We start from the raw sequence: 20,859 nt of genomic DNA on the forward strand, positions 1-20,859 counted from the left end.
GACATACTTCCACGCATTTCCGCCATCCCGGCGAGCGCCGACTCAGATCGGGGAGCCCCCGGACACGACGATCGTTGCCCCGCTCGTGTAGCTGGCGTCCGCACTCGCCAGGTAGACGTACGCCCCAGCAATCTCCGCAGGCTGGCCCGGCCGTCCGTACGGGGTGCCACTGCCGAAATCGGTCAGGCTCTCGGCGTCCGAGGAGTCGGGCTGCAGGTTCGTCCAGAACGGCCCGGGGGCAACAGAATTGACCCGGATTCCGCGTGGGGCGAGCTGCTGGGCGAGAGCCTTGGTGAACGTGACGATCGCGCCCTTGGTCGCCGCATAGTCGAGCTTGTCAGCTGAGGGCTGATTCGCCTGGACGCTGCTCGTGGTGATGATGCTTCCACCAGCGGGGAGATGTTCCAGTGCGGCCTTCGTGAGCCAGTAGAGCGAGTAGACATTCGTGCGGAAGGTGAGGTCGATCTGCTCGGTCTCCAGGTCGAGGATGTCGTCCACGTTGTTCTGGTACCCGGCGACCATCACGAGGATGTCGAGGCCACCGAGGGTGGCCGCGGCCTTCCCGACGGCATCCACGCATTCCGCCTCCTGGGAGATGTCGACCTTGAGCATCCCCCCGGTGACGCCACTCTTCTCGATGACGTCGAGCGCCTCGGTCGCGCCTTCCTCATCGCTGTGGAAGGTGAAGACGACGTCAGCACCTTCCCGGGCGAAGGCGATCGCTGTCGCGCGGCCCAGGCCCGAGTTGCCGCCGGTGATGAAGGCACGGCGACCGGCGAGCCTGCCGCTGCCGCGGTAGGTCTCCTCACCGTGGTCCGGGCTCGGCGACATCACCGGTTCGTCTCCGGAGTCGTCGACGGTGAACGGTGGGCGGGGGTACTGGTCGAGTGGATTGGGAATGCTCATTCCCCCAGTACAGCGCCACGATCGTCCGGCTGTCCACGGTCTCCCGATCGTGGACTCCCTCCGGTATCCTGCCCCCGTTGACGACGCGGGGAAGGCTCCGGGTCGTCGACGTCAGCGCTTCTTGAGCGCTTTCCCGACGGCGCGATCGACATCGGCGAGCAGGTCATCGATCGACTCGAGTCCAACCGAGAGGCGGATGATGTTCGCGGGCACGGCGAGCTCGGTGCCCGCGACCGAGGCGTGCGTCATCTCGGCCGGGTAGTTGACGAGCGACTCGATGCCGCCGAGTGACTCGGCGAGCTGGAACAACCGGGTCGACTCGGCGAAGCGGCGCGCGACCCGCTCTCCGCCGGCGAACGCGAGCGAGAGCATCCCGCCGAACCGGGACATCTGCTTCGCAGCGAGTGCGTGACCGGGGTGGGACTCGAGGCCGGGGTAGTAGACCGTGTCGATGGCGCTGTGCTCCGCGAAATACTCGGCGATGGCCTGGGCGTTTTCGCTGTGGCGCTGCATGCGCACGTCGAGCGTCTTCACTCCCCTGCTGGTGAGGTAGGCCTCCATCGGGGCAGCGACCGCGCCGGCCGCGAACTGCATGAATCTGACCTTCTCGTGCATCTCGTCGTCGTTGAGTACGAGGGCGCCTCCGATGACGTCCGAATGTCCGCCGATGTACTTGGTGGTGGAATGCACGACCACGTCGGCGCCGAAGGTCAGCGGCTGCTGCAACGCGGGCGACGCGAAGGTGTTGTCGACGACCACGACAAGGCCGGCTGAATGGCCGACCTCGGCCAGTTCGGCGATGTCGGTGATCTTCATCAGCGGATTCGACGGGGTCTCGACCCAGAGGACGCGGGTCTCAGGCACGATGGCCGCCTGCACCGAGCGCAGGTTGGACATGTCGACGACGGTGTGAGTGACTCCCCACGCGCCGAAGATGCGGTTGATCAGCCGGTAGGTCCCACCGTATGCGTCGTTGCCGATGACGATGTGGTCACCGGGCTTGAGGATGCCGCGGAGCAGGGCGTCTTCGGCGGCGAGGCCGGACGCGAAAGAGATGCCGTGCGCCCCGCCCTCGAGCGCGGCGAGCTGCGCTTCGAGTCCGTCACGGGTCGGGTTGCCCCCGCGGCCGTACTCGTAGCCGTTGCGGAGGCCGCCGATCTTCGTCTGCACGAACGTCGACGACTGGTAGATCGGTGGGATCACGGCCCCCGTGGTCGGGTCGAAGGCCTGGCCGGCGTGGATCGCGCGCGTGGCGAATCCTGTGTCCTTGGTGCGCATGGAATTCTCTCTTGCTTTTCGGGGTGGGGCTATTCGCTGAGGAAGGTCAGCAGGTCCTGCCGGGTGATGACCGCGTGCGGCTTGCCGCCGTGTGTGACCATGAGGGCATCGGATGCCTTGAGTGCCGTGCGAGCCGCCGCAAGCGAGTCGCCTGATCCGATGATCGGCAGCGGGGCCTGGTTGACCGTGGCCACGGCATCCGTCAGCTTCGCATCGCCGTTGAAGACGCTGTCCAGCAGCGAACTCTCGGAGATCGCTCCGACGACCTCGCCCATGACGACGGGAGGTTCGGCGCTGAGCACGGGGAGCTGCGAGACGCCGAACTCGGCCATCACGCTGATCGCGTCGTGCACGGTGTCGCTCGGGTGGGCGTGGAGAAGCGCGGGAAGCTCGCCGCCCTTCGCCCGGACGATGTCTCCGACGGTGCGCTGGTCGCTGGAGTCGTCGAGGAAGCCGTATGAGCGCATCCACTTGTCGTTGAAGATCTTGGCGAGGTAGCCGCGGCCGCCGTCTGGCAGGAGAACGACCACGATGTCGTCCTTGCCGAGGCCGCGAGCAGCCTGGAGAGCGGCGACGACGGCCATTCCGCTGGATCCGCCGACGAGCAGTCCCTCCTCGAGGGCAAGTCTGCGGGTCATCGCGAATGACTCGGCATCCGTCACAGCGATGATCTCGTCGACGACGCCCGGGTCATATGCCCCTGGCCACATATCTTCGCCAACGCCTTCGACGAGGTACGGGCGACCGGTGCCTCCGGAGTAGACGGATCCCTCGGGGTCCGCTCCGATGACACGGACGCCACCGTTGGACGCTTCGCGCAGGAAGCGGCCGGTGCCTGTGATCGTGCCGCCGGTGCCGACGCCGGCGACGAAGTGGGTGACCCTGCCGTCGGTGTCGTCCCAGATCTCGGGTCCGGTCGTCTCGAAGTGGCTGAGCGGGCCGTTCTGGTTGAAGTACTGGTTGGGCTTGAATGCACCGGGGATCTCGGCTGCGAGCCGGTCGGAGACGCTGTAGTAGGACTCGGGGTGGTCGGGAGCGACGGATGTCGGCGTGACGACGACCTCGGCACCGTATGCGGTGAGGACCTGGCGCTTCTCCTCGCCGACCTTGTCGGGGACGACGAAGACACAGTGGTACCCGCGCTGCTGGGCGACGATGGCCAGGCCGACTCCGGTGTTACCGCTCGTCGGTTCGACGATGGTGCCGCCCGGCTTCAACTGTCCGGCTGCCTCGGCGGCGTCGATGATCCGAGTCGCGATGCGGTCCTTGACGCTTCCGCCTGGGTTGAAGTATTCGACCTTCGCGAGAACCGTCGCGCTGATGCCATCGGTCACTCGGTTGAGCCGGATCAGCGGGGTGTTCCCCACGAGGTCGACGATGCTCTCTGCGTACTTCACGTTCGTCCGTTCGGTGGTGTGTGTTCGTCGGGCACACTGCCGTGTTTCGACGGGCCCGGTGCCGGCTCGTGGCCGTGCCTTCCGAGCCTAGCCGCTGGCATCCGTCTGTTACAGGCGACGGTCGGTACGGGCGGGCGACGTCATACAGGCCGACGTTCACCGCAGGCTCCCAGACAACCGTGACGGCGGCCCATAAACTGGAAGGACTCCGGCATATGCGTGCGCATAGAGGTTCTGCCGTGAGCATCCCCAGAGACGAGAGGCCTCCGTGACCCCCCGAAGCGATTCCCCCGGCACCAAGAGCGGCAACCCCGCCAGGCAGTTGACCATCAAGGAGCAGCGCGCTGAGCAGCGTGCCGCCAAGGTGGAGTCGTACAAGAAGGAGCAGGCGAAGAAGGCCCGCAACAAGCGGATCGGCATCATCTCGGCCGTCGTCGGCGGTCTCGCCATCGTTGCGCTCGTCGTGACGAGTGTCGTTCTGACCATGCCGAAGAACGCCACATACTCCGCAGGAGGTTCGGGTGCCGAGATCGAGGGCGTCGAGACCTTCGAGAACACCAACAACCATGTCGAGGGAACCGTCAACTACGCGCAGACCCCGCCCGCCGGTGGCGACCACGCGCAGGCCTGGCTGAACTGTGGCATCTACACCGAGCCGCAGACCAACGAGAATGCCGTCCACTCGCTCGAGCACGGTGCGATCTGGGTCACATACGACCCGTCCATCTCCGACGAGGAACTCGACACCCTCAAGTCGAAGCTGCCGTCCACGTACGTAATCCTCTCGCCGTTCGAGGACCTCCCCTCCCCCATCGTGCTCTCCGGTTGGGACGCCCAGCTGCAGATCGACGAGGCCTCCGACGAGCGCATCGGCGAGTTCTTCGAGGAGTTCTGGCAGAGCGAGGACGTTCCGGAGCCCGGCGCTCTCTGCACCGGCGCCATCGACGGACCGGGCAAGGCGTAACGTGACGGCCGGTTTCGAGACGGATGCCGGAGCATCCGACGAAGCAACGGCCGACGGTTCCCCACGCCGCTCCCCTGTCGCCCTGATCCTGCTGGCGATCGTCGCGATCGTCGTCGTGGGTGTCGTGGCGTTCTCAGTGGGACGACTGTCGACGCTGCAGAACCCGACCCCGACCACGGAGAGCGCCGAGGCCGGCTTCTCGCGTGACATGCAGACCCACCACAACCAGGGCGTCGAGCTTTCGTTCATCATCCGCGACCTCACGGACGACGACGAGGTCCGGCTGCTGGCCTACGACATCGCGACGACGCAGGGCGCACAGTCCGGCATGATGCGCGGGTGGCTCGCGGCGTGGGGATTGCCGCAGGCCTCGTCTGAACCGTCGATGACGTGGATGACCCGGCCGACGCTGGAGGGCGAGGGGCACGACCACGGCAGCGGAGACGACGCTCATCAGCCGGGTGAGCCGATGCCGGGTCTGGCGACTCCCGAGCAGATCGCCGAGCTGAAGACACTCGAGGGTGTTGCCGCCGAGCAGATGTTCCTCGAACTGATGATCGCCCACCACCAGGGCGCGATCGACATGGCCGAGGCCGTGCTCGACCGCAGCACGAACTCGACGGTGCGCACGTTCGCGACCGGCGTGGTGAAGGCGCAGCAGTCGGAGATCGACCTGATGGAGTCGATGCTCGAGGAGCGCCCCGCCGAGTAAGTCGCGAGCGGTTCGGTTCATCCGTCGCATGTGCTGGGTTTCCGTGCTGAAAGCCGGTATTGGCGACGGATGAAGCCGGCTCGGGATGCCGCCGCGAACTCATCCGTCGCATATGCCGGATTCGAAACGTCAAAGTCGACATTCGCGACGGATGAACACGTTATGCACCGGCTACCGCTCTGCAACTCGACACTTTCCACAGGCCAGATGTTGTGCACACTTTCCCGACGGGACCACTTCCCCGCATGATCCGGTGGGACCGTGGCGGATGCGCACACCTCGTCCTCTACCGTCCGAGCTTTCTGAAGCGTTCACGTTCGCCCAGGCCAGGGGCCTCGGTGTCGGGAGGTCGCGGCTCGATGCGCACGATCTCGACCGGCCGTTTCGGGGAGTGCTTTCCCGGATCCCGATCATCGCCACAGCATCGGACTCGGCGGAACGCGCCCGCGCGGACACGCTGCGGCGTGCGCAGGCGTACGCGACGGGAATGCCACCGTCTCAGTTCTTCAGTCACACCACAGCCGCGATTCTCTGGGACGTGCCGCTTCCGTGCCTCGACGGTCAACTCCTCGACGTCTCCGTCTCACGACCGAGACGGGCACCGCGAGGGGCGGGCGTTCGCGGTCGCGAGATCGACCCGCGTCTCGCGCACGTGACCATCCACGACGGACTGCGACTCACGACACCCGCTTCGACGTGGGCTGGACTCGGTGCGCTGCTTCACCCGTACGACCTCGTTGCTGCCGGCGACGCGATCGTCTGCCGGCGAACCTCTGGCGGAGGAAACGGCTCCCACCGGCCACCACTGGCGACCCTGGAGCAACTGCGCGCGGCGATAGACGCGGGGCGCAGGCCAGGCATCGGTGCCCTCCGCGACGCGTTCGGCCGCATCCGCACCGATTCGTGGTCGCGGCCGGAGACGTGGGTGCGACTCATCCTCGTCGACGCCGGGCTGCCTGAGCCCGTTCTCAATTTCGATGCGTACGACGACGGCGGACGTTTCCTCGGATGCGTCGACCTGGCATACCCGGACCTCAGGATCGCGATCGAATACGAGGGCGCCCACCACTGGATGACGGCAGAGCAGATCCATCACGACATCGATCGTCTCGACAGGCTGGTGGAGAACGGATGGCGCATCGTGCGCCTCACAAAACACCACGTGTTCACGACGCCGCTCGAGGTGGTGCGTCGCGTATCGGTGGCTCGGGAGCAGCGCCTTCCCACCCGCTGAGCCCCGGCCGCACCCCCCGATCGCGTGCTCGCCGACAGGCACGGCGCTGCGCTAGCCTCGCATCACGGCCGACCGGAGTGACCGCGGCCCTTGGGGGGCGTTGTGGCACCGAGAAGCCGTTTGCTCTGCGCAGGCGTGGCCCTCACGATGGCCCTCTTCCTGAGTGGATGCAGTTTCGGCACGACGACCGGGCCGACCATCGCGTGGACCACGGCGACGCCCACTCCTTCCCCGTCGCCCACACCGCGGCCGTCGATCGAGCCGCCGGTGCTCGACGTCGGTACCGTGGTCGCGACAGGCACGCTGGTCGGTGATCCCCTCATCTCCGGCGACGTCGACGTCCGTGTCACCGGGAAAGGGACCTTTGAACTGCGACTGCTCGACTTCCGTTCCGATCGCGAGGGTGACATCGAACTGCGTGTGTCGCCGATCGTCGTCGGACCCGATGAGAGATGCACGACGTCGAGCATGAATCGCTCGTACGGCAACATCCCGGCCGACCCGGAGCAGGCCTTCCCCTTGCCGCGTGGCGACCCGAGTTTCCTCGACACCGTGCTCATCGCCGTTCCCGATTTCGAGGCGTTCGAGGCGGGATGCTACGTCTCCGTCGCCGCGAGCGCGATCCTCGAATGGACGATCCCGGACATGCGGCCGGGACTCGTCGTCGCCGACTCGGGCAAGACCGGGGGTGCGACCGGTGAGGTGACCCTGGTCGACGGTCAGCCCAGGAGTTACACCGTCGCCGCTGACGACCTCGCCGAGGAGGTCGCTGCCCGCCTCGGAATCTCTGTGATCGACCTGTTCTACCTCAACCCTGACCGACCGGCCCCGGTTCCCTATCCGCTCCTCGACGTCGGCGAAGTCCTCAACCTCAGCAAGGAACACCGCTAGCCGCGCACGTCTGCTGCCCACGACCCGGCGTCAGTCGACGAGCGGCCGCGCGACCACCTGCTCCTCGTACATCCTCGTGTAGGTCCCGTCGAGCGCAAGCAGCTCCGCGTGCGTGCCCTTCTCCGCGATCCGCCCGCCCTCGATCACGAAGATCACGTCGGCGGACACCACGGTCGACAGCCGGTGGGCGATCGCGATGGTCGTCCGGCCGGCGGATGCCGCCTCCAGCGCCCGTTGGACGACCCGCTCCGAGATCGTGTCGAGAGCACTCGTCGCCTCGTCGAGCACGAGCACTGCCGGGTCCTTGAGCATCACCCGGGCGATCGCGATCCGCTGCTTCTCACCACCGGACAGCCGGTAGCCACGTTCGCCGACGATGGTGTCGTAGCCCTGCTCGAACGACACGATCGTGTCGTGGATATTCGCGGCCCGCGCCGCAATCTCGAGCTCCTCATCTGTGGCATCCGGCCTGGCATACCGGAGGTTCTCGGCGATCGAGGCGTGAAACAGGTACGTCTCCTGGCTGACGATACCGATGTTCGAGACCAGCGACTCGTGGGAGAGCTCGCGGACGTCCCTGCCCGCGAAGAGTACGCGTCCCCCTGTCGCGTCATAGAACCGGGGCACGAGGTACGACACGGTCGTCTTGCCAGCGCCGCTCGGCCCGACGAAGGCCGCGAACTGCCCGGGTTCGATCGTGAACGAGACGCGATCGAGCGTTGGCCGGGACTCCGGCGTCGCGTCGGGGTATCGGAACGAGACCTCGTCGAAGGTGACGCTGCCGAGACGACCCCTGGCATCCGTCACAGGCACGGCGTCCGGTCGATCGGCGATCGCCGGCTTGAGGTCCAGGTACTCGAAGATCCGGGCGAAGAGGGCACCAGATGTCTGCAGGTCCAGCCCGACTCGCATCAGGGCCATCAGCGGGAAGAGCAGCCGCGACTGCACGGTCGTGAAGGCGACGATGGCGCCCGCTGTGATGTCAGGCGCACCGCCGGCCATGAGCATGCCGGCCACGAGGTACACGATGGCGGGGATCGACGACAGGAAGATGTTCACCATCGCGAAGAACCACTGGCCGCTCATCGTCTGCTTGACCTGCAGACCGACCTGCTCGTCGTTCGAGGTCGAATAGCGCGCGATCTCGGCGGGCTGCTGGTTGAAACTCTTCGACAGCAGCACGCCGGAGACGCTCAGGGTCTCCTGTGTGATCGCTGTCATGTCGGAGAGGGATTCCTGCGTCTTGGTCGCGATCCTCGCCCGCACCTGTCCGACACGACGCTGCGCGATCACGAGGATGGGCATGAGCACCAAAGCGACGATCGTCAGTTGCCAGTTGATGAGCACCATCGCCACGAACGCGGCGAGAACCGTCACGGTGTTGCCGAGCACGCTGGCGATGGTGTTGCTCAGCGCGCCGGCGACACCGCCGACATCGTTCTGCAGCCGGGATTGGATCACTCCGGTCTTCGTCCGCGTGAAGAAGCTCAGCTCCATCGCCTGAAGGCGTCGGAACAGGGAGACCCGCAGCTGGCCCATGACCGTGTTGCCGACCGTCGCGGTGAGCCAGGTCTGCCAGACGCCGAGCCCGGTCGCCAGCACGTACACGCCGATCATCACCGCGACGATCTGCGTGAGGGCGGGGAGGTTCGGTCCGCCGCTCTCGGGGAACAAGCCCTCGTCGAACGCGCGCTCTACCAGCAGCGGCGGGATGACGCTCAACGCGGCGCCGATCAACACCAGAGCGATGGTGAGAGCGATCTTTGCGCGGTGCGGCCTGAACAGGGCGGCGATGCGGGGGAACAGGTGCGGGATCCGCGGCGCTTCGGCGTTGACGGCGCGCTGGGCTTCTTCGTCGCCGCCACCACGCATCCGGCCTCCTCCACCTCCGCCGCGACCTCCGCCGCCGCCCCCATGCATACTCATGGATTCACCCTAACCCCGGCATCAGACTCGCGGATGCCGGGGCCAGGGTGATGAGGATTCGCGCGGCTACCCCTTCGTGGATCCGGCGAGCAGTCCGCGCACGAAGTAGCGCTGCAAGCTGAAGAAGACGATCAGCGGCACGATCAGCGAGACGAACGCCGCAGCGGTCAATCGCTGCCAGTCCTGCCCTCTGGTACCGGTGAGTTCCGCGAGTCTCTGCGTGAGTGGAGCGACATCCGCTGTGCCGCCCGAGAAGATCAGGGCGACAAGCAGGTCGTTCCACACCCAGAGGAACTGGAAGATCGCAACGGACGCGATGGCGGGCAGCGAGAGCGGGAGGACGATCCGGAAGAAGATCTGCCCGGGGCTCGCCCCGTCGACACGTGCGGCCTCGATCACTTCACCCGGGATCTCCGAAATGAAGTTGTGCAGCAGGAAGATGATGAGCGGGAGCCCGAACATCGTGTGCGCGATCCAAACCGGCAGGTAATTCTGCTCGGGAATGATCGGGATGATCTCGTGCAGCGTCTCCTGAATCGGCCGGAGGAACACCGTGAACGTCTGCAGCAGCGGAAGAAGTGCCATCTGAAGCGGCACGATCTGCAGTGCGAAAATCAGGATGAACAACCAGCCAGATCCCCTGAACTTCATCCAGGCGAAGGCGTATGCGGCCATGGCCCCGAGGATCAGCGGGAAGATGGTGCCCGGGATCGCGATCGCCAGTGAGTTCACGAAGTACGAACCCAGCTGCGGCGACGATTGGGACGACGAGAGCAGGACTTCCGAGTAGTTGTCGAGAGTGAACCCGGGGTTCTGGAAGATCGTCCACCAGCCGGTGGTCTGGATCAGCTCGGCCGGACGGAACGACGAGATGAACAGTCCGAAGGTCGGGATGGTCCAGATCACGGCGATCAGCAGGGCGACGATCGAGGCCCTGCGTGAGGTCAGCCGTCGCTTGACCCGGTGCGACTTGGGGCCGACTTCCTCGTCGGCTCCTTTCGCGAGGGCCTTGCCGGTGCCGGCGTCGCCGGTGGTGGGGGCAATCGGTGTGGTGCTCATCGGATTTCCCTCTGCTTCCGCATGACTCGGACGTTGTAGATGACGATCGGCAGAACGAGGATGAAGAGGACGAGCGCGAGCGCCGAGCCCCGTCCGGGTTCAGCGGCCCTGAACGCCTGCGTGTACATCTCGTTGGCGATGACGCTGGTGTCGAAGTTTCCAGCGGTCATCGTGCGCACGATGTCGAACACCTTCAGTGTTGCAATGGAGATCGTGGTGAGAACGACGACGAGGGAACCACGGATGCCAGGGAGCGTCACGTTGGTGAACCGCTCCCATGCGTTGGTCCCATCGATCTCGGCGGCTTCGAGCTGCTCCACCGGAACGGCTTTGATGGCGGCAGAGAGCACGACCATGGCGAATCCGGTCTGGATCCAGATCATGACGACGATGAGGAGGAACGTGTTGATCGGGGAGGTCTGCAGCCACTGGACGGGCTCGCCCCCGAACCACACGACGATCTGGTTGAGCAGACCGATCTGCTCGTCGCCTGCCTGCCGGTAGTCGTAGACGAATTTCCAGATGATGCCGGCACCGACCATGGAGATGGCCATGGGCATGAACACGAGTGCCTTGTAGATCTTCTCGCCGCGGGACTTGTCGATGAACATCGCATAGGCGAGCCCGACGGCCGTTGAGATCAGCGGCACGAGCAGGACCCAGACGACGGTGTTGATCAGGGTGCTGATGATCGCGGGCTGCGTGAACATCCAGACGAAGTTGTCGAGGCCGTTGAATTCGCCACCGTTGTCGGTGAACGCCAGGAGGCTCGTGCGGATGGCCGGGTAGATGAGGCCCAGGAGGATGAGGAACAGGGCTGGCGCGAGGAAGACGGCGATCTGGACGTAGTCCTTGCCGCGCTTGGGGCCCCTGTCGAGGATGAAGAACAGGATGCCGATGAAGGCGGCGAAAATGGCAAGGCCGCCTACCACCTGGATTATTTTGCCGATGAGGTCAGCGGTCGTCATTGAACTACGCCTTTCGGAAGTGGGAGATCAAGGGCGGAGCCGCCGGATGGCGACCCCGCCCTCAACAGGTGGTGTCAACTAGCTCTTCGGCCAGCTGTTTTCGATCGCGTCGACCGTCTCCTGGGTGCTGTCGCCGCTGACCCACGCGACGATTCCCTTGAAGAACGAGTCTGCGCCGACTGCGGCCGGCATCAGGTCGGAGCCGTCGAAGCGGAACACGGCGTTCTCGTCCTGAAGGATCTCGATGCTCTGCTTCAGCACGTCGCTCGAGGCGTTCTCGGGGTCGAGACCCTTGTTCGCGCTGATCACACCGCCGAGCTTGACCCGGTTGTTCGCCCAGGTGTCGCTGGAGAGGTAGGCGCGGACGGCGTCGATCTCTTCACCCTCGGAGAATGCGACGGGGAACTCTCCGCCGCCGGTCACTGCCTTGTCTCCGCCGGCTTCGACCGAGGGAAGCAGGAAGGCGAAGACGTCACCGTCTGGGCTGACCTCGGTGCCCTCGGGCCAGAATCCCTCGTAGAAGGATGCCTGGTGGTGCAGAGAGCAGGTGCCCTCGAGGATCGGCAGGCCGGCACCGTTGAACTCGGTCGAGATGACGCTGGAGACGTCACCGAGTCCACCGTTCACCATGTCCGCGTTCTTGATGTACTCGCCTGCAGCATCGAATGCCTCGACGATCTGCGGGTCGTTGAACGGGATCTCGTGGGCGACCCACTGGTCGTAGACCTCAGGACCGGACTGACGAAGGACGAAGTCCTCGACCCAGTCGGTTCCCGGCCAGCCGGTGGCGTCACCAGAGCCGAGGCCGACGCACCATGGCTTGTGGTCGCCTTCGGCAGCGATCTCCTCGCTCAGGGCGGTGAGCTCGTCGAGGGTCTCGGGGACTTCGTAGCCCTTCTCCTCGAACTCGGCCGGTGAGTACCAGACATAACCCTTGATGCTCGCCATCAGCGGAGCAGAGTAGAACGTTCCGTCGTGGCTTCCGTAGCCCTTCCAGTCTTCGCCCCAGAATTCGTCGACGTTGGCTTCGACGGCCTCGGGTGCCGGCTGCAGCCAACCACCGGCGGCGAGACGCTGCAGAAGTCCGGGCTGGGGGACGATGCCGATGTCAGGGGCGTTTCCTGCCTCTGCCAGAACGGCGATCTGGGCCTCGAATTCCTTGGTGCCCTGGTAGGACACGTCGATGCCGGTGCAGGTCGCGAAGTCCTTCCAGGATTCGACGAGGCGATCCGCCTCAGCGTCAAGGATGGTGCCACCGATCGTGACCTCGGGGTTGTCGTCGAAAGTGCCGTACGTCTCGTAATCGGCGCAGTCCGTATCGGCCTTGTTTCCCGCTGCCTCATCGCCGGTACAACCGGTGAGTGCGAGACCGACGATCCCGGCGGCCGCGAGCGGCATCAGGATGCGGCGTTTGGTCGTGAAGCTCATCTCTGTTCTCCTCATTGAGTGTGATTTCTCTGGGCTGAGGTTGGGAGCCTCGAGCCTGCTGGTGCAATTCCGGCAGCCCATAGGGAACCGGTTCCATGCAAAAGTTACGGCACCACAGGGAGATACACAAGCACGCTGGGATAACGAAATCAGGGCATGATCGCGCTCTCTCGCGGAAACCTCCGGAGTTTCGGGTAAACGGGCACCGACGCTTCGAGGTCAAAATGTGTAACCGGTTCCATGCCGTGTCGGTTTTCGGTACCCTGTTCCAGACAACTCAGTCCCGGTTCGACGCCGGTACTCAGCCCCCAGCGTCGGGAGGCCACCATGGGCAGCGCAATCGCGGATGTCGCCGCGCGCGCCGGCGTCTCCAAGGCGACGGCATCCCGGGCCCTCTCCGGCAAGGGTTACGTGGCTGACGAAACCCGCAGGCGGGTCCAGCAGGCGGCGAAGGAGATCGGCTTCGTCGCGTCGCCCAACGCTGCCGGCCTCGTCACCGGTCAGACCAAGAACATCGGCGTCGTCATCCCCTTCATCAACCGCTGGTTCTTCGGCGAGATTCTCGAGGGGATCGAGGAGGCGCTGCTCAATCGCGGTTACGACACGACGCTCTACAACCTGCACCCCGGATCGGCCGATCGCGACCGTGTCTTCGATTTCTTCCTCGCCCGCAAGCGGTTCGACGGGGTGATCGCGATCGGGGTCGAACCCACCCCCGGCGAGACGGAGCGGCTCCTGCGCCTGGGCATCCCGATGGTCAGTGTCGGTGCGCCCGTCTCCGGTATCCGGTCACTGACGATCGACGATGTCGGCGCGGCGCGGCTGGCCACCGAACACCTGATCGGGCTGGGCCACCGGCGGATCATGTACATCGGCGGGGTCATCGGTCACCCCGACGAACAGACCATCCACAGCCACAGGCTCGCCGGCTATCTCCAGGCCATGGCTGCTGCCGGCCTCGACAGCCAGATCCGGACGGCCCAGACGGCGATGAGCGTGCCGGGCGGCTACGAGGCGGGCACCCACGCACTCAGCGACGCGACCTCTCGCCCGAGTGCGGTCTTCGCCGCCTGCGATGAGGTCGCCATCGGCGCGATCATCGCCGCGCGCCGCATCGGGGTCCGGGTCCCGGGCGACCTCTCGGTCATCGGCATCGACGGCCACGAGTACGCCGAGATGTTCTCGCTCACGACCATCGAGCAACAGCCGAGGGTGCAGGGGCAGTCAGCGGTCGCCGACCTCCTCGCGGCCGTAGCCGGCGAACCGACAGCCCCTGATGTCATCGAGATGCCTGCACGCCTCGTCATCCGCGCCAGCACGGCGCACGCTCAGCTCGGCGCTGACGCCGTCTGAGACGCGCCGATCGGTCCCCGACGGTCGTTCCTCATTTCCGTGAGCGACCCATTCGAACCGATCGACCGTTGGAGCAGCCGTTTCGGACGGTTCCATGACCCGTCTCCGCCGATACTTAACGGCGAAAGGCGCCGTCCCAGGAGGAACGACGCCTTTCGCGTAACAGACTGTCGAAAACGACAGCGCACGTCACATCAAGTGAGAGCCCCAGAGGGGCGCAAATTACTTGAGGGTGACGGTTGCGCCGGCCTCTTCGAGTGCAGCCTTTGCCTTCTCGGCAGTCTCCTTGTTTGCGCCCTCGAGGACGGCCTTCGGAGCACCATCGACGACGGCCTTGGCCTCGCCGAGACCCAGCGAGGTGAGCTCGCGGACGGTCTTGATGACCTGGATCTTCTTGTCGCCGACCGACTCGAGAACGACGTCGAACGAGTCCTTCTCTTCGACCTCTTCTGCAGCAGCGCCGGCAGCAGCCGGGCCAGCAACAGCAACAGGTGCAGCGGCGGTGACCTCGAAGGTCTCCTCGAATGCCTTCACGAACTCGCTGAGTTCGATGAGCGTAAGTCCCTTGAACTGCTCAAGCAGTTCCTCAGTTGACAGCTTTGCCATGATTTTCTCCCTTAGATTTCTTTGGTCTACTCACCGCTTGCCCAGGTCTGAACCTAGAAAGCGGACTCCTGCTTCTCACGCAGCGCGTCGACCGTGCGAACGGCCTTCGAGAGCGGTGCGTTGAACAGATATGCGGCTCCGAACAGCGAGGCCTTGAAGGCGCCGGCAAGCTTGCCGAGCAGAACTTCGCGGGACTCGAGGTCGGCGAGCTTGCCTACCTCTGCGGCGGTCAGAGGGTTACCGTCAAAGTAACCGCCCTTGATCACCAGGAGAGGGTTTGCCTTGGCAAAGTCGCGCAGGCTCTTCGCGACGGTGACAGGGTCACCGTGCACGAATGCGATGGCCGACGGTCCAACGAGCTCTTCGTCAAACGACGAAATGCCCGCATTGTTCGCGGCGATCTTGGTCAGCGTGTTCTTCACCACGGCGTAGGTTGCGTCTGCACTGATGGTGGTGCGCAGCGTCTTGAGCTGTGCAACAGTGAGGCCGCGGTACTCGGTCAGCAGAACGGCGGTCGAGCTCTGGAATTTCTCCGTGAGTTCGGCAACCGAGGCTTCCTTGTTCGCCATAGCCACTCCTTGATTAGTCTTCCTCGTACCGCGGAAGCGGCACGAGCCTCAGACCCAGTGGGCTCAGAACATGAAAAAAGCTCCGGCGCAAGCGCACGGAGCAGTCAGAGAGAAAATCTCGAGAGTGTTTCGTTCACCTGCGCTGGTTGTCTCTTCATGAGAACCTTCGATCGGATGCTCGCTTGCGCGCGCACGCCGAAAACCTGCGGTCTTTGGTTTTGTCCCAGCTTAGGGCATCCGTCGCCATCCGGCCAAATCGGGCGGCTGCAGGTCAGGCGAGCGGGCTCAGGTGGAGTTCGCGCAGCAGGGCGGCCGGATCGTCGTAGACGGCGATTGCACCGGCGGAGAGAAGTTCTGCGGACGACGTGCCTCCGCACAGCAGCCCGATCGTGCTGACGCCGGCGCGGGAGGCTGCGATGCAATCCCACACGCTGTCGCCGACGAAGAGCGCCTGCGCTGCGGGCACACCGGCCTTCTTCAGGGCGACCTCCACGACCGCCGGATCGGGCTTGGCCGACTCGACGTCATCGGCGTTGGTGACCGCGTCGATGAGGTCGTCGGCGTCGAGGGTGTCGGTCAGCAGCGCGAGCTCGTCCTCAGGGGCCGATGTCGCCAGCACGACGGTCGTGCCGCGGTCCTTGAGTGCTTGCAGGAGCTCCCGTGACCCGCTGAGCGGGGTCAGCCGATAGGCCAGAGAGCGGTAGAAACCGGAGTGGAGGGTCTTCGCCTGCTCCCCCAGTTCGTCGGCCCGTTCGCCGAGGAGGGCGTCGAGGAGTTTCGCCGAGTCGAGGCCGATGGAGCGGTGCACTCGCCAGGCCGGCACTGGCACGTTCAGTTCGTCGAAGGCGTGCATCCAGGCCTCGACGTGGAGGTAGTTCGAGTCGACGAGCGTTCCGTCGACATCGAAGAGGACTGCGGCTGGCGTTTCGGTCATGGCGTTTCTTCCCTTGGTTCTGATGCAAGCGCGCGCACGGGCTGGCGAAGGATGGTTCGGAGTTTGGCTGTATCCATTTTTCGCGGGTCGCTGAGGTAGATCTCGTGATGTTTGCCCGTCTCCGCCAGCCCGCGCGAGGGGAGGTAGCGGGAATGCAGCTCGTCGAGGACGGGACCCTCGTCGTCATATCCTCCGAGATGCAGGGTCTGGATGCTCCGGCCTTCGTCGAGGACGGCGAAGCGGAGTCGGGGCACCCCGGGGAGGTGCTTCCTGCCGGTGACGGCATCCGTCGCCTCCGAGATCATCGCGTCTGTCACCCAGTCCGGCTGGCGGAGCATCATCGTCCAGTCCCAGTCGCTCTTGCTGCCGGCGGCGAACACGGTGTGGTCGTCGGCCCACCACAGTCCTTCGAGGGGCATGACGACGTAGTCGCGATCGAGCTTCCGCTTGCTGGTGAACTTCACCGCATACGACACCGCGAAGAGAGCCTCGACGGCCTCGGTGTACGCGGACTCGGAGTTCGGGTCACCGTGTCCGTCGACCATCAGGTAGCTCATCGGCGGAACGTCGACCTCGACGAATACGCCCGCTTTCGGGGCGTAGAGCTCCTTGCGCTCCGCCTTGAGATCGACCTTGGTCATCCGGCCCTCCGCTCGCGGCCACTCTACCCTTCGTCCGTCGCCCGTTGCCGAGAGTGCAGTAGTGGCGGGAAAAACGTCAATCTTCGAGCCACTACTGCACTGTCGGCGCCGCCAGCGGCAGGGTGACCCGGAACTCGGTGCGACCGGGCTCGGACGCCACAGCGACAGAGCCGCCGTGCGCATCGACGACGCCTGCGACGATCGCGAGTCCCAGGCCGGTGCCACCTGAGGCACGCTGCCGCGACGCGTCGCCACGGACGAAGCGCTCGAAGACGTTCCCGAGCACGTCGGGGTCGATGCCGGGGCCGTCGTCGGTGATCGTGATCACGGCATCCTTCTCCGTTGTCGTCAGCCGAGTCTCGACGCGTGTCCCCGATGGGGTGTGCACCCGCGCGTTGGCAAGCAGATTCGAGACGACCTGGAACAGCCTCTGCATGTCTCCGGTCACTTCGACTGGTTCGCGAGGACCGTCGAGCGCCCAGTCGTGGTCTGGCGATGCCGCGCGCGCGTCGCTGACCGCGTGACTGAGCAACGCGATCAGATCGACGGGCTTCTTGACGAGTTCGCGACCCTCGTCGAGTCGGGCGAGGAGGAGCAGGTCCTCGACGATCGCAGTCATCCGCACCGCCTCGGATTCGATCCGGCCGAGCGCGTACGTGGCGTCCTCAGGGAGCTGCTCCCCCGATCGACGGGTCAGTTCGGCGTAGCCCCGGATGGATGCAAGTGGGGTCCGCAGTTCGTGGCTGGCGTCGGAGACGAAGGTCCTGACCTTGTTCTCCGACGCCTGTCTGGCCTGCAGGGCGTCCGACACATGGCCGAGCATCCTGTTGATCGCGGCACCGACCCTGCCGACCTCGGTGTGCGGGTCTGCGTCCTCTTCTGGCACTCGAACGGCGAGCGCGACCTCGCCGCGGTCGAGGGGCAGCTCGGAGACGTCGGATGCCGTCTGCGCCACGCGCTCGAGCGGGCGCAGCGTGAGCCGGACGATGAGGTAAGCGGCACACCCGGCGATGGCGAGGGCGCCGAGAGAGATCGCGGCGATCCCCGCGATCAGTTGTCCGACGGTGAAGTCGAGGTCGGCCAGTGGCAGCCCGACGACGAGCGCGCCTCTTGCGGTCTCGACAGCGGCGACCCGGTAGCGACCGAGGTCTCCGGGGAGGTCGACCGAAACGGGGTCGGCACCGAGCTCGAGTGTGAGGAGCGCTTCGACCTGGGCCGTGGTCAGCGGCAGGAGATTGCCCGCGTCGTCGGTGTATCCGGCGTAGCGCACGGCGCCACCATCGATGATGGCCCCGAGCGTGCCTGCGGACTGTCCTGGCGCCCCGATGAAATCGGGCACAGGGGGCTGGGCATCCTGCGGGAACTGCCCCCCGCGCTGTCCGACGTCGGCGGCACCCGACGACCGGCTGGTCGCAGCGGTGAGCTGGCTGTCGACGCGGTCGAGCAGGACGGTCTGGACGCTGAGCACGCTCGACGTCCCGATCACCACGGCGGCGAGCGCCAGAAGTGCGACGACGGCGACGATGAGCCGGCGCCGCAAGGTCCACCGTGACAGGTGTGTCACGCGGAGACCCCCGCGGGCTTCAGCATGTAGCCGGCACCGCGGACGGTGTGGATCATCGGCGCCCGGCCGGCGTCGATCTTCTTGCGCAGGTAAGAGATGTAGATCTCCACCACGCTGGATTTGCCCTCGAAGTCGTAGCTCCAGACCCGGTCGAGGATCTGGACCTTGCTCAACACTCGGCGCGGGTTCCGCATGAGGAAGCGCAGCAGTTCGTACTCGGTCGCCGTGAGGTCGATCGGCACACCGGCCCTCGAGACCTCGTGGCTGTCCTCGTCGAGACTGAGATCCCCGATGGTGAGCAACGGTCCGTCGGATGCCGCCGTGAGGGTCGACCGGCGGATGAGCCCCCTCAGTCGCGCCACGACTTCCTCGAGGCTGAACGGCTTGGTGACGTAGTCGTCGCCGCCGGCGGTGAGACCGGCGATGCGCTCGTCGAGGGCATCCTTCGCGGTGAGGAAGAGCACGGGGACATCGTCGCCCTCTGCCCGGAGGCGCTGGAGCACGGTCAGGCCGTCGAGATCGGGAAGCATGATGTCGAGGACGACCGCGTCCGGTCGAAACTCCCTGGCGATGGCGAGAGCGCTCCTGCCGGTGTCAGCCGTGCGGATCTCCCACCCCTCGTAGCGCAGGGCCATCTTGAGCAGGTCCGTCAGGCTGTGCTCGTCGTCGACGACGAGCACGCGGATCGGGCTTCCGTCTGCACGACGCAGAGGAGCAGACGGCTGGGACGAAGAGGAAACGAATGTGCTCACGGGTTCCAGTATCGACGTATTCCTATGAGCATCCTATGAACCGCCGATGTCCGGGCTGTGACCGCAGGAAACCGCGCAGGGCAAACACTCAGGAACGGCATAGTCCTGCCATAAACGTCATCCCTAGCGTGAGTCGGACCGCGGCCAGGAGGCCGCGCCATCAGGCCTGGCCGGATGCCGGCACGAAGCGAAGGAAACCATGTTCGGAACGTACCTGAGGCGCGAGCTCGTCGGCCGCCGGAAGCAGACTCTCATCATCGCCCTCGGCATGGCACTCGCCATCGCCCTGGTCATCGTCGTCAACGCCGTCTCTGCCGGGGTGAAGGACGCACAGTCCTCCGTCCTCGCCTCGGTCTACGGCGTCGGTACAGACATCACCGTCAGCACGACACCGACCCCTCCAGAGGAGGGGGAAGCCGGCGCGGGCGGGGGGCCTGGAGCGTTCGATTTCGGCGCAGACGAGGGTACGGCCACCGAGGACGGAACGACCCAGGTGAGCCAGTCGCGTCTCTCGGCAGGTTTCGGCGCAGCCACGTTTGACGCAGCTGCCTTGTCCACGGTGAAGGATGTCGAAAACGTCGCCGCCGCGACGGCCACACTGTCGCTGACCAACACGACGTTCAACGGCGAACTTCCGGACTTTTCGCAGATGGAGCGGCCGGCAGACGGCCAGGCCCCCGGCGGCGCGGACGGCGAAGGCGGAAGCTCCTTCGACGTGGACTCGTTCACGGTGCTCGGGCTCGATCCCTCGGGTGACAATGTCGGACCGCTCTCGGCCGTGACCCTCGACGAGGGCCGCGGGCTCGACGCAGCCGATGAGGGCAGCTTCGTCGCTGTGCTCGACGCCGCGTACGCGACCTCCGCCGAGCTCGCCGTGGGCGACACCCTCGAGATCGGCGGGACCGACTTCGAGGTTGTCGGTACCGTCGCATCAGGTTCATCGGATGCCACGACGGCCTCGAACGTCTACATCCCGCTCGACGTCGCACAGTCGGTCGCCGGTCTCGACGGCCAGGTGTCGACGATCTCCGTCCAGGCCGCATCGTCCACCGCCATCGACCAGGTGAAGAGTGACATCGAAGCCGAACTGACGGATGCAACGGTCAGCACGCAGGACGACCTTGCCTCGAGCGTCTCGGGATCCCTGGCATCGGCATCCGGTCTCGTCTCCGGCCTCGGTTTCTGGCTCTCCCTCCTCGTCTTGCTCGCCGCCTTCCTTATCGCCGTGCTCTTCACGATCTCCGGTGTCGCCCGCCGGACCCGGGAGTTCGGCACGCTCAAGGCCATCGGCTGGTCGGATCGCAGGATCGTCGGCCAGGTCGCAGGCGAGTCGACCGTGCAGGCGTTGATCGGAGGAGCGGTCGGTGTGGTCGTCGGCCTCACCGCCGTACTCGTGATCAACCTGACAGGCATCACGCTCGGTGCATCGACCGCGACGTCGGCGACCGGAGCCGGGGGGCCGGGCGGGCGGGGAGGGTTTGGCGGTCCCGCTGAGGCGGTCGCAGCAACGACCGACATCGTGCTCACTGCCCCTGTCACGCCGGTCGTGATTCTTGTCGCCGCAGCCATCGCGGTCGCCGGCGGCCTTCTTGCCGGCGCCATCGGCGGGTGGCGCGCTTCGCGCCTCCGCCCGGCCGAAGCGCTTCGCTCCGTTTCCTGACCCCCAGACACCGATAG

Annotated in this window: 19 protein-coding genes; 6 read left to right on the forward strand and 13 right to left on the reverse strand. The window is 65.7% G+C overall.

The features are described 5' to 3' along the window. Positions 1-42: 42 nt before the first annotated feature. The 3 genes from AC1M2K_RS03410 to AC1M2K_RS03420 all read right to left on the reverse strand — a co-directional run bounded on the left by AC1M2K_RS03410 (position 43) and on the right by AC1M2K_RS03420 (position 3,581). The gene (locus AC1M2K_RS03410) at positions 43-906 is read right to left on the reverse strand and encodes an SDR family oxidoreductase (RefSeq protein ID WP_480239844.1); all 864 of its coding nucleotides are present in this window, start codon (positions 904-906) and stop codon (positions 43-45) included. Between the two features lie 111 nt (positions 907-1,017). Beyond that, complete coding sequence (locus AC1M2K_RS03415) at positions 1,018-2,184, reverse strand: cystathionine gamma-synthase (protein ID WP_480239845.1); 1,167 nt, start codon at positions 2,182-2,184, stop codon at positions 1,018-1,020. A 29-nt stretch (positions 2,185-2,213) separates the two neighbouring features. Continuing rightward, the gene (locus AC1M2K_RS03420) at positions 2,214-3,581 is read right to left on the reverse strand and encodes a cystathionine beta-synthase (protein ID WP_480238014.1); all 1,368 of its coding nucleotides are present in this window, start codon (positions 3,579-3,581) and stop codon (positions 2,214-2,216) included. A gap of 268 nt (positions 3,582-3,849) precedes the next feature. Here AC1M2K_RS03420 and AC1M2K_RS03425 point away from each other — a divergent pair, with 268 nt between their 5' ends. The 4 genes from AC1M2K_RS03425 (at position 3,850) to AC1M2K_RS03440 (ending at position 7,382) form a co-directional block, all read left to right on the forward strand. After that, positions 3,850-4,545 carry a DUF3105 domain-containing protein gene (locus AC1M2K_RS03425; protein ID WP_480238015.1) on the forward strand — a complete coding sequence of 232 codons (696 nt, stop codon included), beginning with the start codon at positions 3,850-3,852 and terminating at the stop codon, positions 4,543-4,545. Position 4,546: 1 nt separating this feature from the next. Then, the gene (locus AC1M2K_RS03430) at positions 4,547-5,257 is read left to right on the forward strand and encodes a DUF305 domain-containing protein (protein WP_480239846.1); all 711 of its coding nucleotides are present in this window, start codon (positions 4,547-4,549) and stop codon (positions 5,255-5,257) included. 268 nt (positions 5,258-5,525) lie between these two features. Beyond that, complete coding sequence (locus AC1M2K_RS03435; RefSeq protein WP_480239847.1) at positions 5,526-6,491, forward strand: endonuclease domain-containing protein; 966 nt, start codon at positions 5,526-5,528, stop codon at positions 6,489-6,491. Between the two features lie 147 nt (positions 6,492-6,638). After that, the gene (locus AC1M2K_RS03440; RefSeq protein WP_480239848.1) at positions 6,639-7,382 is read left to right on the forward strand and encodes a hypothetical protein; all 744 of its coding nucleotides are present in this window, start codon (positions 6,639-6,641) and stop codon (positions 7,380-7,382) included. 30 nt (positions 7,383-7,412) lie between these two features. Here AC1M2K_RS03440 and AC1M2K_RS03445 read toward each other — a convergent pair whose 3' ends face one another. The 4 genes from AC1M2K_RS03445 to AC1M2K_RS03460 all read right to left on the reverse strand — a co-directional run bounded on the left by AC1M2K_RS03445 (position 7,413) and on the right by AC1M2K_RS03460 (position 12,763). Continuing rightward, complete coding sequence (locus tag AC1M2K_RS03445; RefSeq protein WP_480239849.1) at positions 7,413-9,308, reverse strand: ABC transporter ATP-binding protein; 1,896 nt, start codon at positions 9,306-9,308, stop codon at positions 7,413-7,415. A 66-nt stretch (positions 9,309-9,374) separates the two neighbouring features. Beyond that, complete coding sequence (locus tag AC1M2K_RS03450) at positions 9,375-10,367, reverse strand: carbohydrate ABC transporter permease (protein WP_480239850.1); 993 nt, start codon at positions 10,365-10,367, stop codon at positions 9,375-9,377. Continuing rightward, positions 10,364-11,335, reverse strand: a complete 972-nt coding sequence (locus tag AC1M2K_RS03455; protein WP_480239851.1) for a carbohydrate ABC transporter permease — start codon at positions 11,333-11,335, stop codon at positions 10,364-10,366. Before AC1M2K_RS03455 ends, AC1M2K_RS03450 begins: the two co-directional genes overlap by 4 nt. 78 nt (positions 11,336-11,413) lie before the next feature. After that, complete coding sequence (locus AC1M2K_RS03460) at positions 11,414-12,763, reverse strand: ABC transporter substrate-binding protein (protein WP_480238022.1); 1,350 nt, start codon at positions 12,761-12,763, stop codon at positions 11,414-11,416. A gap of 327 nt (positions 12,764-13,090) precedes the next feature. Between AC1M2K_RS03460 and AC1M2K_RS03465 the strand changes: the two genes are divergently transcribed. Continuing rightward, on the forward strand, positions 13,091-14,116 hold the full coding sequence (locus AC1M2K_RS03465; RefSeq protein WP_480238023.1) for a LacI family DNA-binding transcriptional regulator: 1,026 nt from the start codon (positions 13,091-13,093) through the stop codon (positions 14,114-14,116). Positions 14,117-14,338: 222 nt separating this feature from the next. Here AC1M2K_RS03465 and rplL read toward each other — a convergent pair whose 3' ends face one another. The 6 genes from rplL to AC1M2K_RS03495 form a co-directional block, all read right to left on the reverse strand. After that, positions 14,339-14,722 carry a 50S ribosomal protein L7/L12 gene (rplL, locus tag AC1M2K_RS03470; protein ID WP_480238024.1) on the reverse strand — a complete coding sequence of 128 codons (384 nt, stop codon included), beginning with the start codon at positions 14,720-14,722 and terminating at the stop codon, positions 14,339-14,341. A 53-nt stretch (positions 14,723-14,775) separates the two neighbouring features. Continuing rightward, entirely contained in the window at positions 14,776-15,291 is a 516-nt protein-coding gene (gene rplJ / locus AC1M2K_RS03475; protein ID WP_480239852.1) for a 50S ribosomal protein L10, read from the reverse strand. 271 nt (positions 15,292-15,562) lie between these two features. Next, a complete protein-coding gene (locus tag AC1M2K_RS03480; RefSeq protein WP_480239853.1) occupies positions 15,563-16,225 on the reverse strand; it encodes an HAD family hydrolase in 663 nt (220 codons plus the stop codon). Continuing rightward, positions 16,222-16,866 carry a GyrI-like domain-containing protein gene (locus tag AC1M2K_RS03485; protein ID WP_480239854.1) on the reverse strand — a complete coding sequence of 215 codons (645 nt, stop codon included), beginning with the start codon at positions 16,864-16,866 and terminating at the stop codon, positions 16,222-16,224. Before AC1M2K_RS03485 ends, AC1M2K_RS03480 begins: the two co-directional genes overlap by 4 nt. A 91-nt stretch (positions 16,867-16,957) precedes the next feature. Then, complete coding sequence (locus AC1M2K_RS03490; RefSeq protein WP_480239855.1) at positions 16,958-18,430, reverse strand: sensor histidine kinase; 1,473 nt, start codon at positions 18,428-18,430, stop codon at positions 16,958-16,960. Beyond that, positions 18,427-19,194 carry a response regulator transcription factor gene (locus AC1M2K_RS03495; protein WP_480240796.1) on the reverse strand — a complete coding sequence of 256 codons (768 nt, stop codon included), beginning with the start codon at positions 19,192-19,194 and terminating at the stop codon, positions 18,427-18,429. The genes AC1M2K_RS03490 and AC1M2K_RS03495 overlap by 4 nt, the downstream gene beginning before the upstream one ends. A gap of 187 nt (positions 19,195-19,381) precedes the next feature. Here AC1M2K_RS03495 and AC1M2K_RS03500 point away from each other — a divergent pair, with 187 nt between their 5' ends. After that, on the forward strand, positions 19,382-20,842 hold the full coding sequence (locus AC1M2K_RS03500) for an ABC transporter permease (protein ID WP_480239856.1): 1,461 nt from the start codon (positions 19,382-19,384) through the stop codon (positions 20,840-20,842). Positions 20,843-20,859: the final 17 nt, after the last annotated feature.

It is taken from the genome of Mycetocola sp. Y171, assembly GCF_056713165.1.

Coding starts and splice junctions, on each gene's coding strand:
- AC1M2K_RS03465 (WP_480238023.1), top strand. CDS start 13,091: ATGGGCAGCGCAATCGCGGATGTCGCCGCGCGCGCCGGCGTCTCCAAG.
- AC1M2K_RS03485 (WP_480239854.1), bottom strand. CDS start 16,866: ATGACCAAGGTCGATCTCAAGGCGGAGCGCAAGGAGCTCTACGCCCCG.
- AC1M2K_RS03415 (WP_480239845.1), bottom strand. CDS start 2,184: ATGCGCACCAAGGACACAGGATTCGCCACGCGCGCGATCCACGCCGGC.
- AC1M2K_RS03450 (WP_480239850.1), bottom strand. CDS start 10,367: ATGAGCACCACACCGATTGCCCCCACCACCGGCGACGCCGGCACCGGC.
- AC1M2K_RS03455 (WP_480239851.1), bottom strand. CDS start 11,335: ATGACGACCGCTGACCTCATCGGCAAAATAATCCAGGTGGTAGGCGGC.
- AC1M2K_RS03440 (WP_480239848.1), top strand. CDS start 6,639: ATGGCCCTCTTCCTGAGTGGATGCAGTTTCGGCACGACGACCGGGCCG.
- AC1M2K_RS03460 (WP_480238022.1), bottom strand. CDS start 12,763: ATGAGCTTCACGACCAAACGCCGCATCCTGATGCCGCTCGCGGCCGCC.
- AC1M2K_RS03410 (WP_480239844.1), bottom strand. CDS start 906: ATGAGCATTCCCAATCCACTCGACCAGTACCCCCGCCCACCGTTCACC.
- AC1M2K_RS03500 (WP_480239856.1), top strand. CDS start 19,382: ATGTTCGGAACGTACCTGAGGCGCGAGCTCGTCGGCCGCCGGAAGCAG.
- AC1M2K_RS03445 (WP_480239849.1), bottom strand. CDS start 9,308: ATGAGTATGCATGGGGGCGGCGGCGGAGGTCGCGGCGGAGGTGGAGGA.
- rplL (WP_480238024.1), bottom strand. CDS start 14,722: ATGGCAAAGCTGTCAACTGAGGAACTGCTTGAGCAGTTCAAGGGACTT.
- rplJ (WP_480239852.1), bottom strand. CDS start 15,291: ATGGCGAACAAGGAAGCCTCGGTTGCCGAACTCACGGAGAAATTCCAG.
- AC1M2K_RS03480 (WP_480239853.1), bottom strand. CDS start 16,225: ATGACCGAAACGCCAGCCGCAGTCCTCTTCGATGTCGACGGAACGCTC.
- AC1M2K_RS03435 (WP_480239847.1), top strand. CDS start 5,526: ATGCGCACACCTCGTCCTCTACCGTCCGAGCTTTCTGAAGCGTTCACG.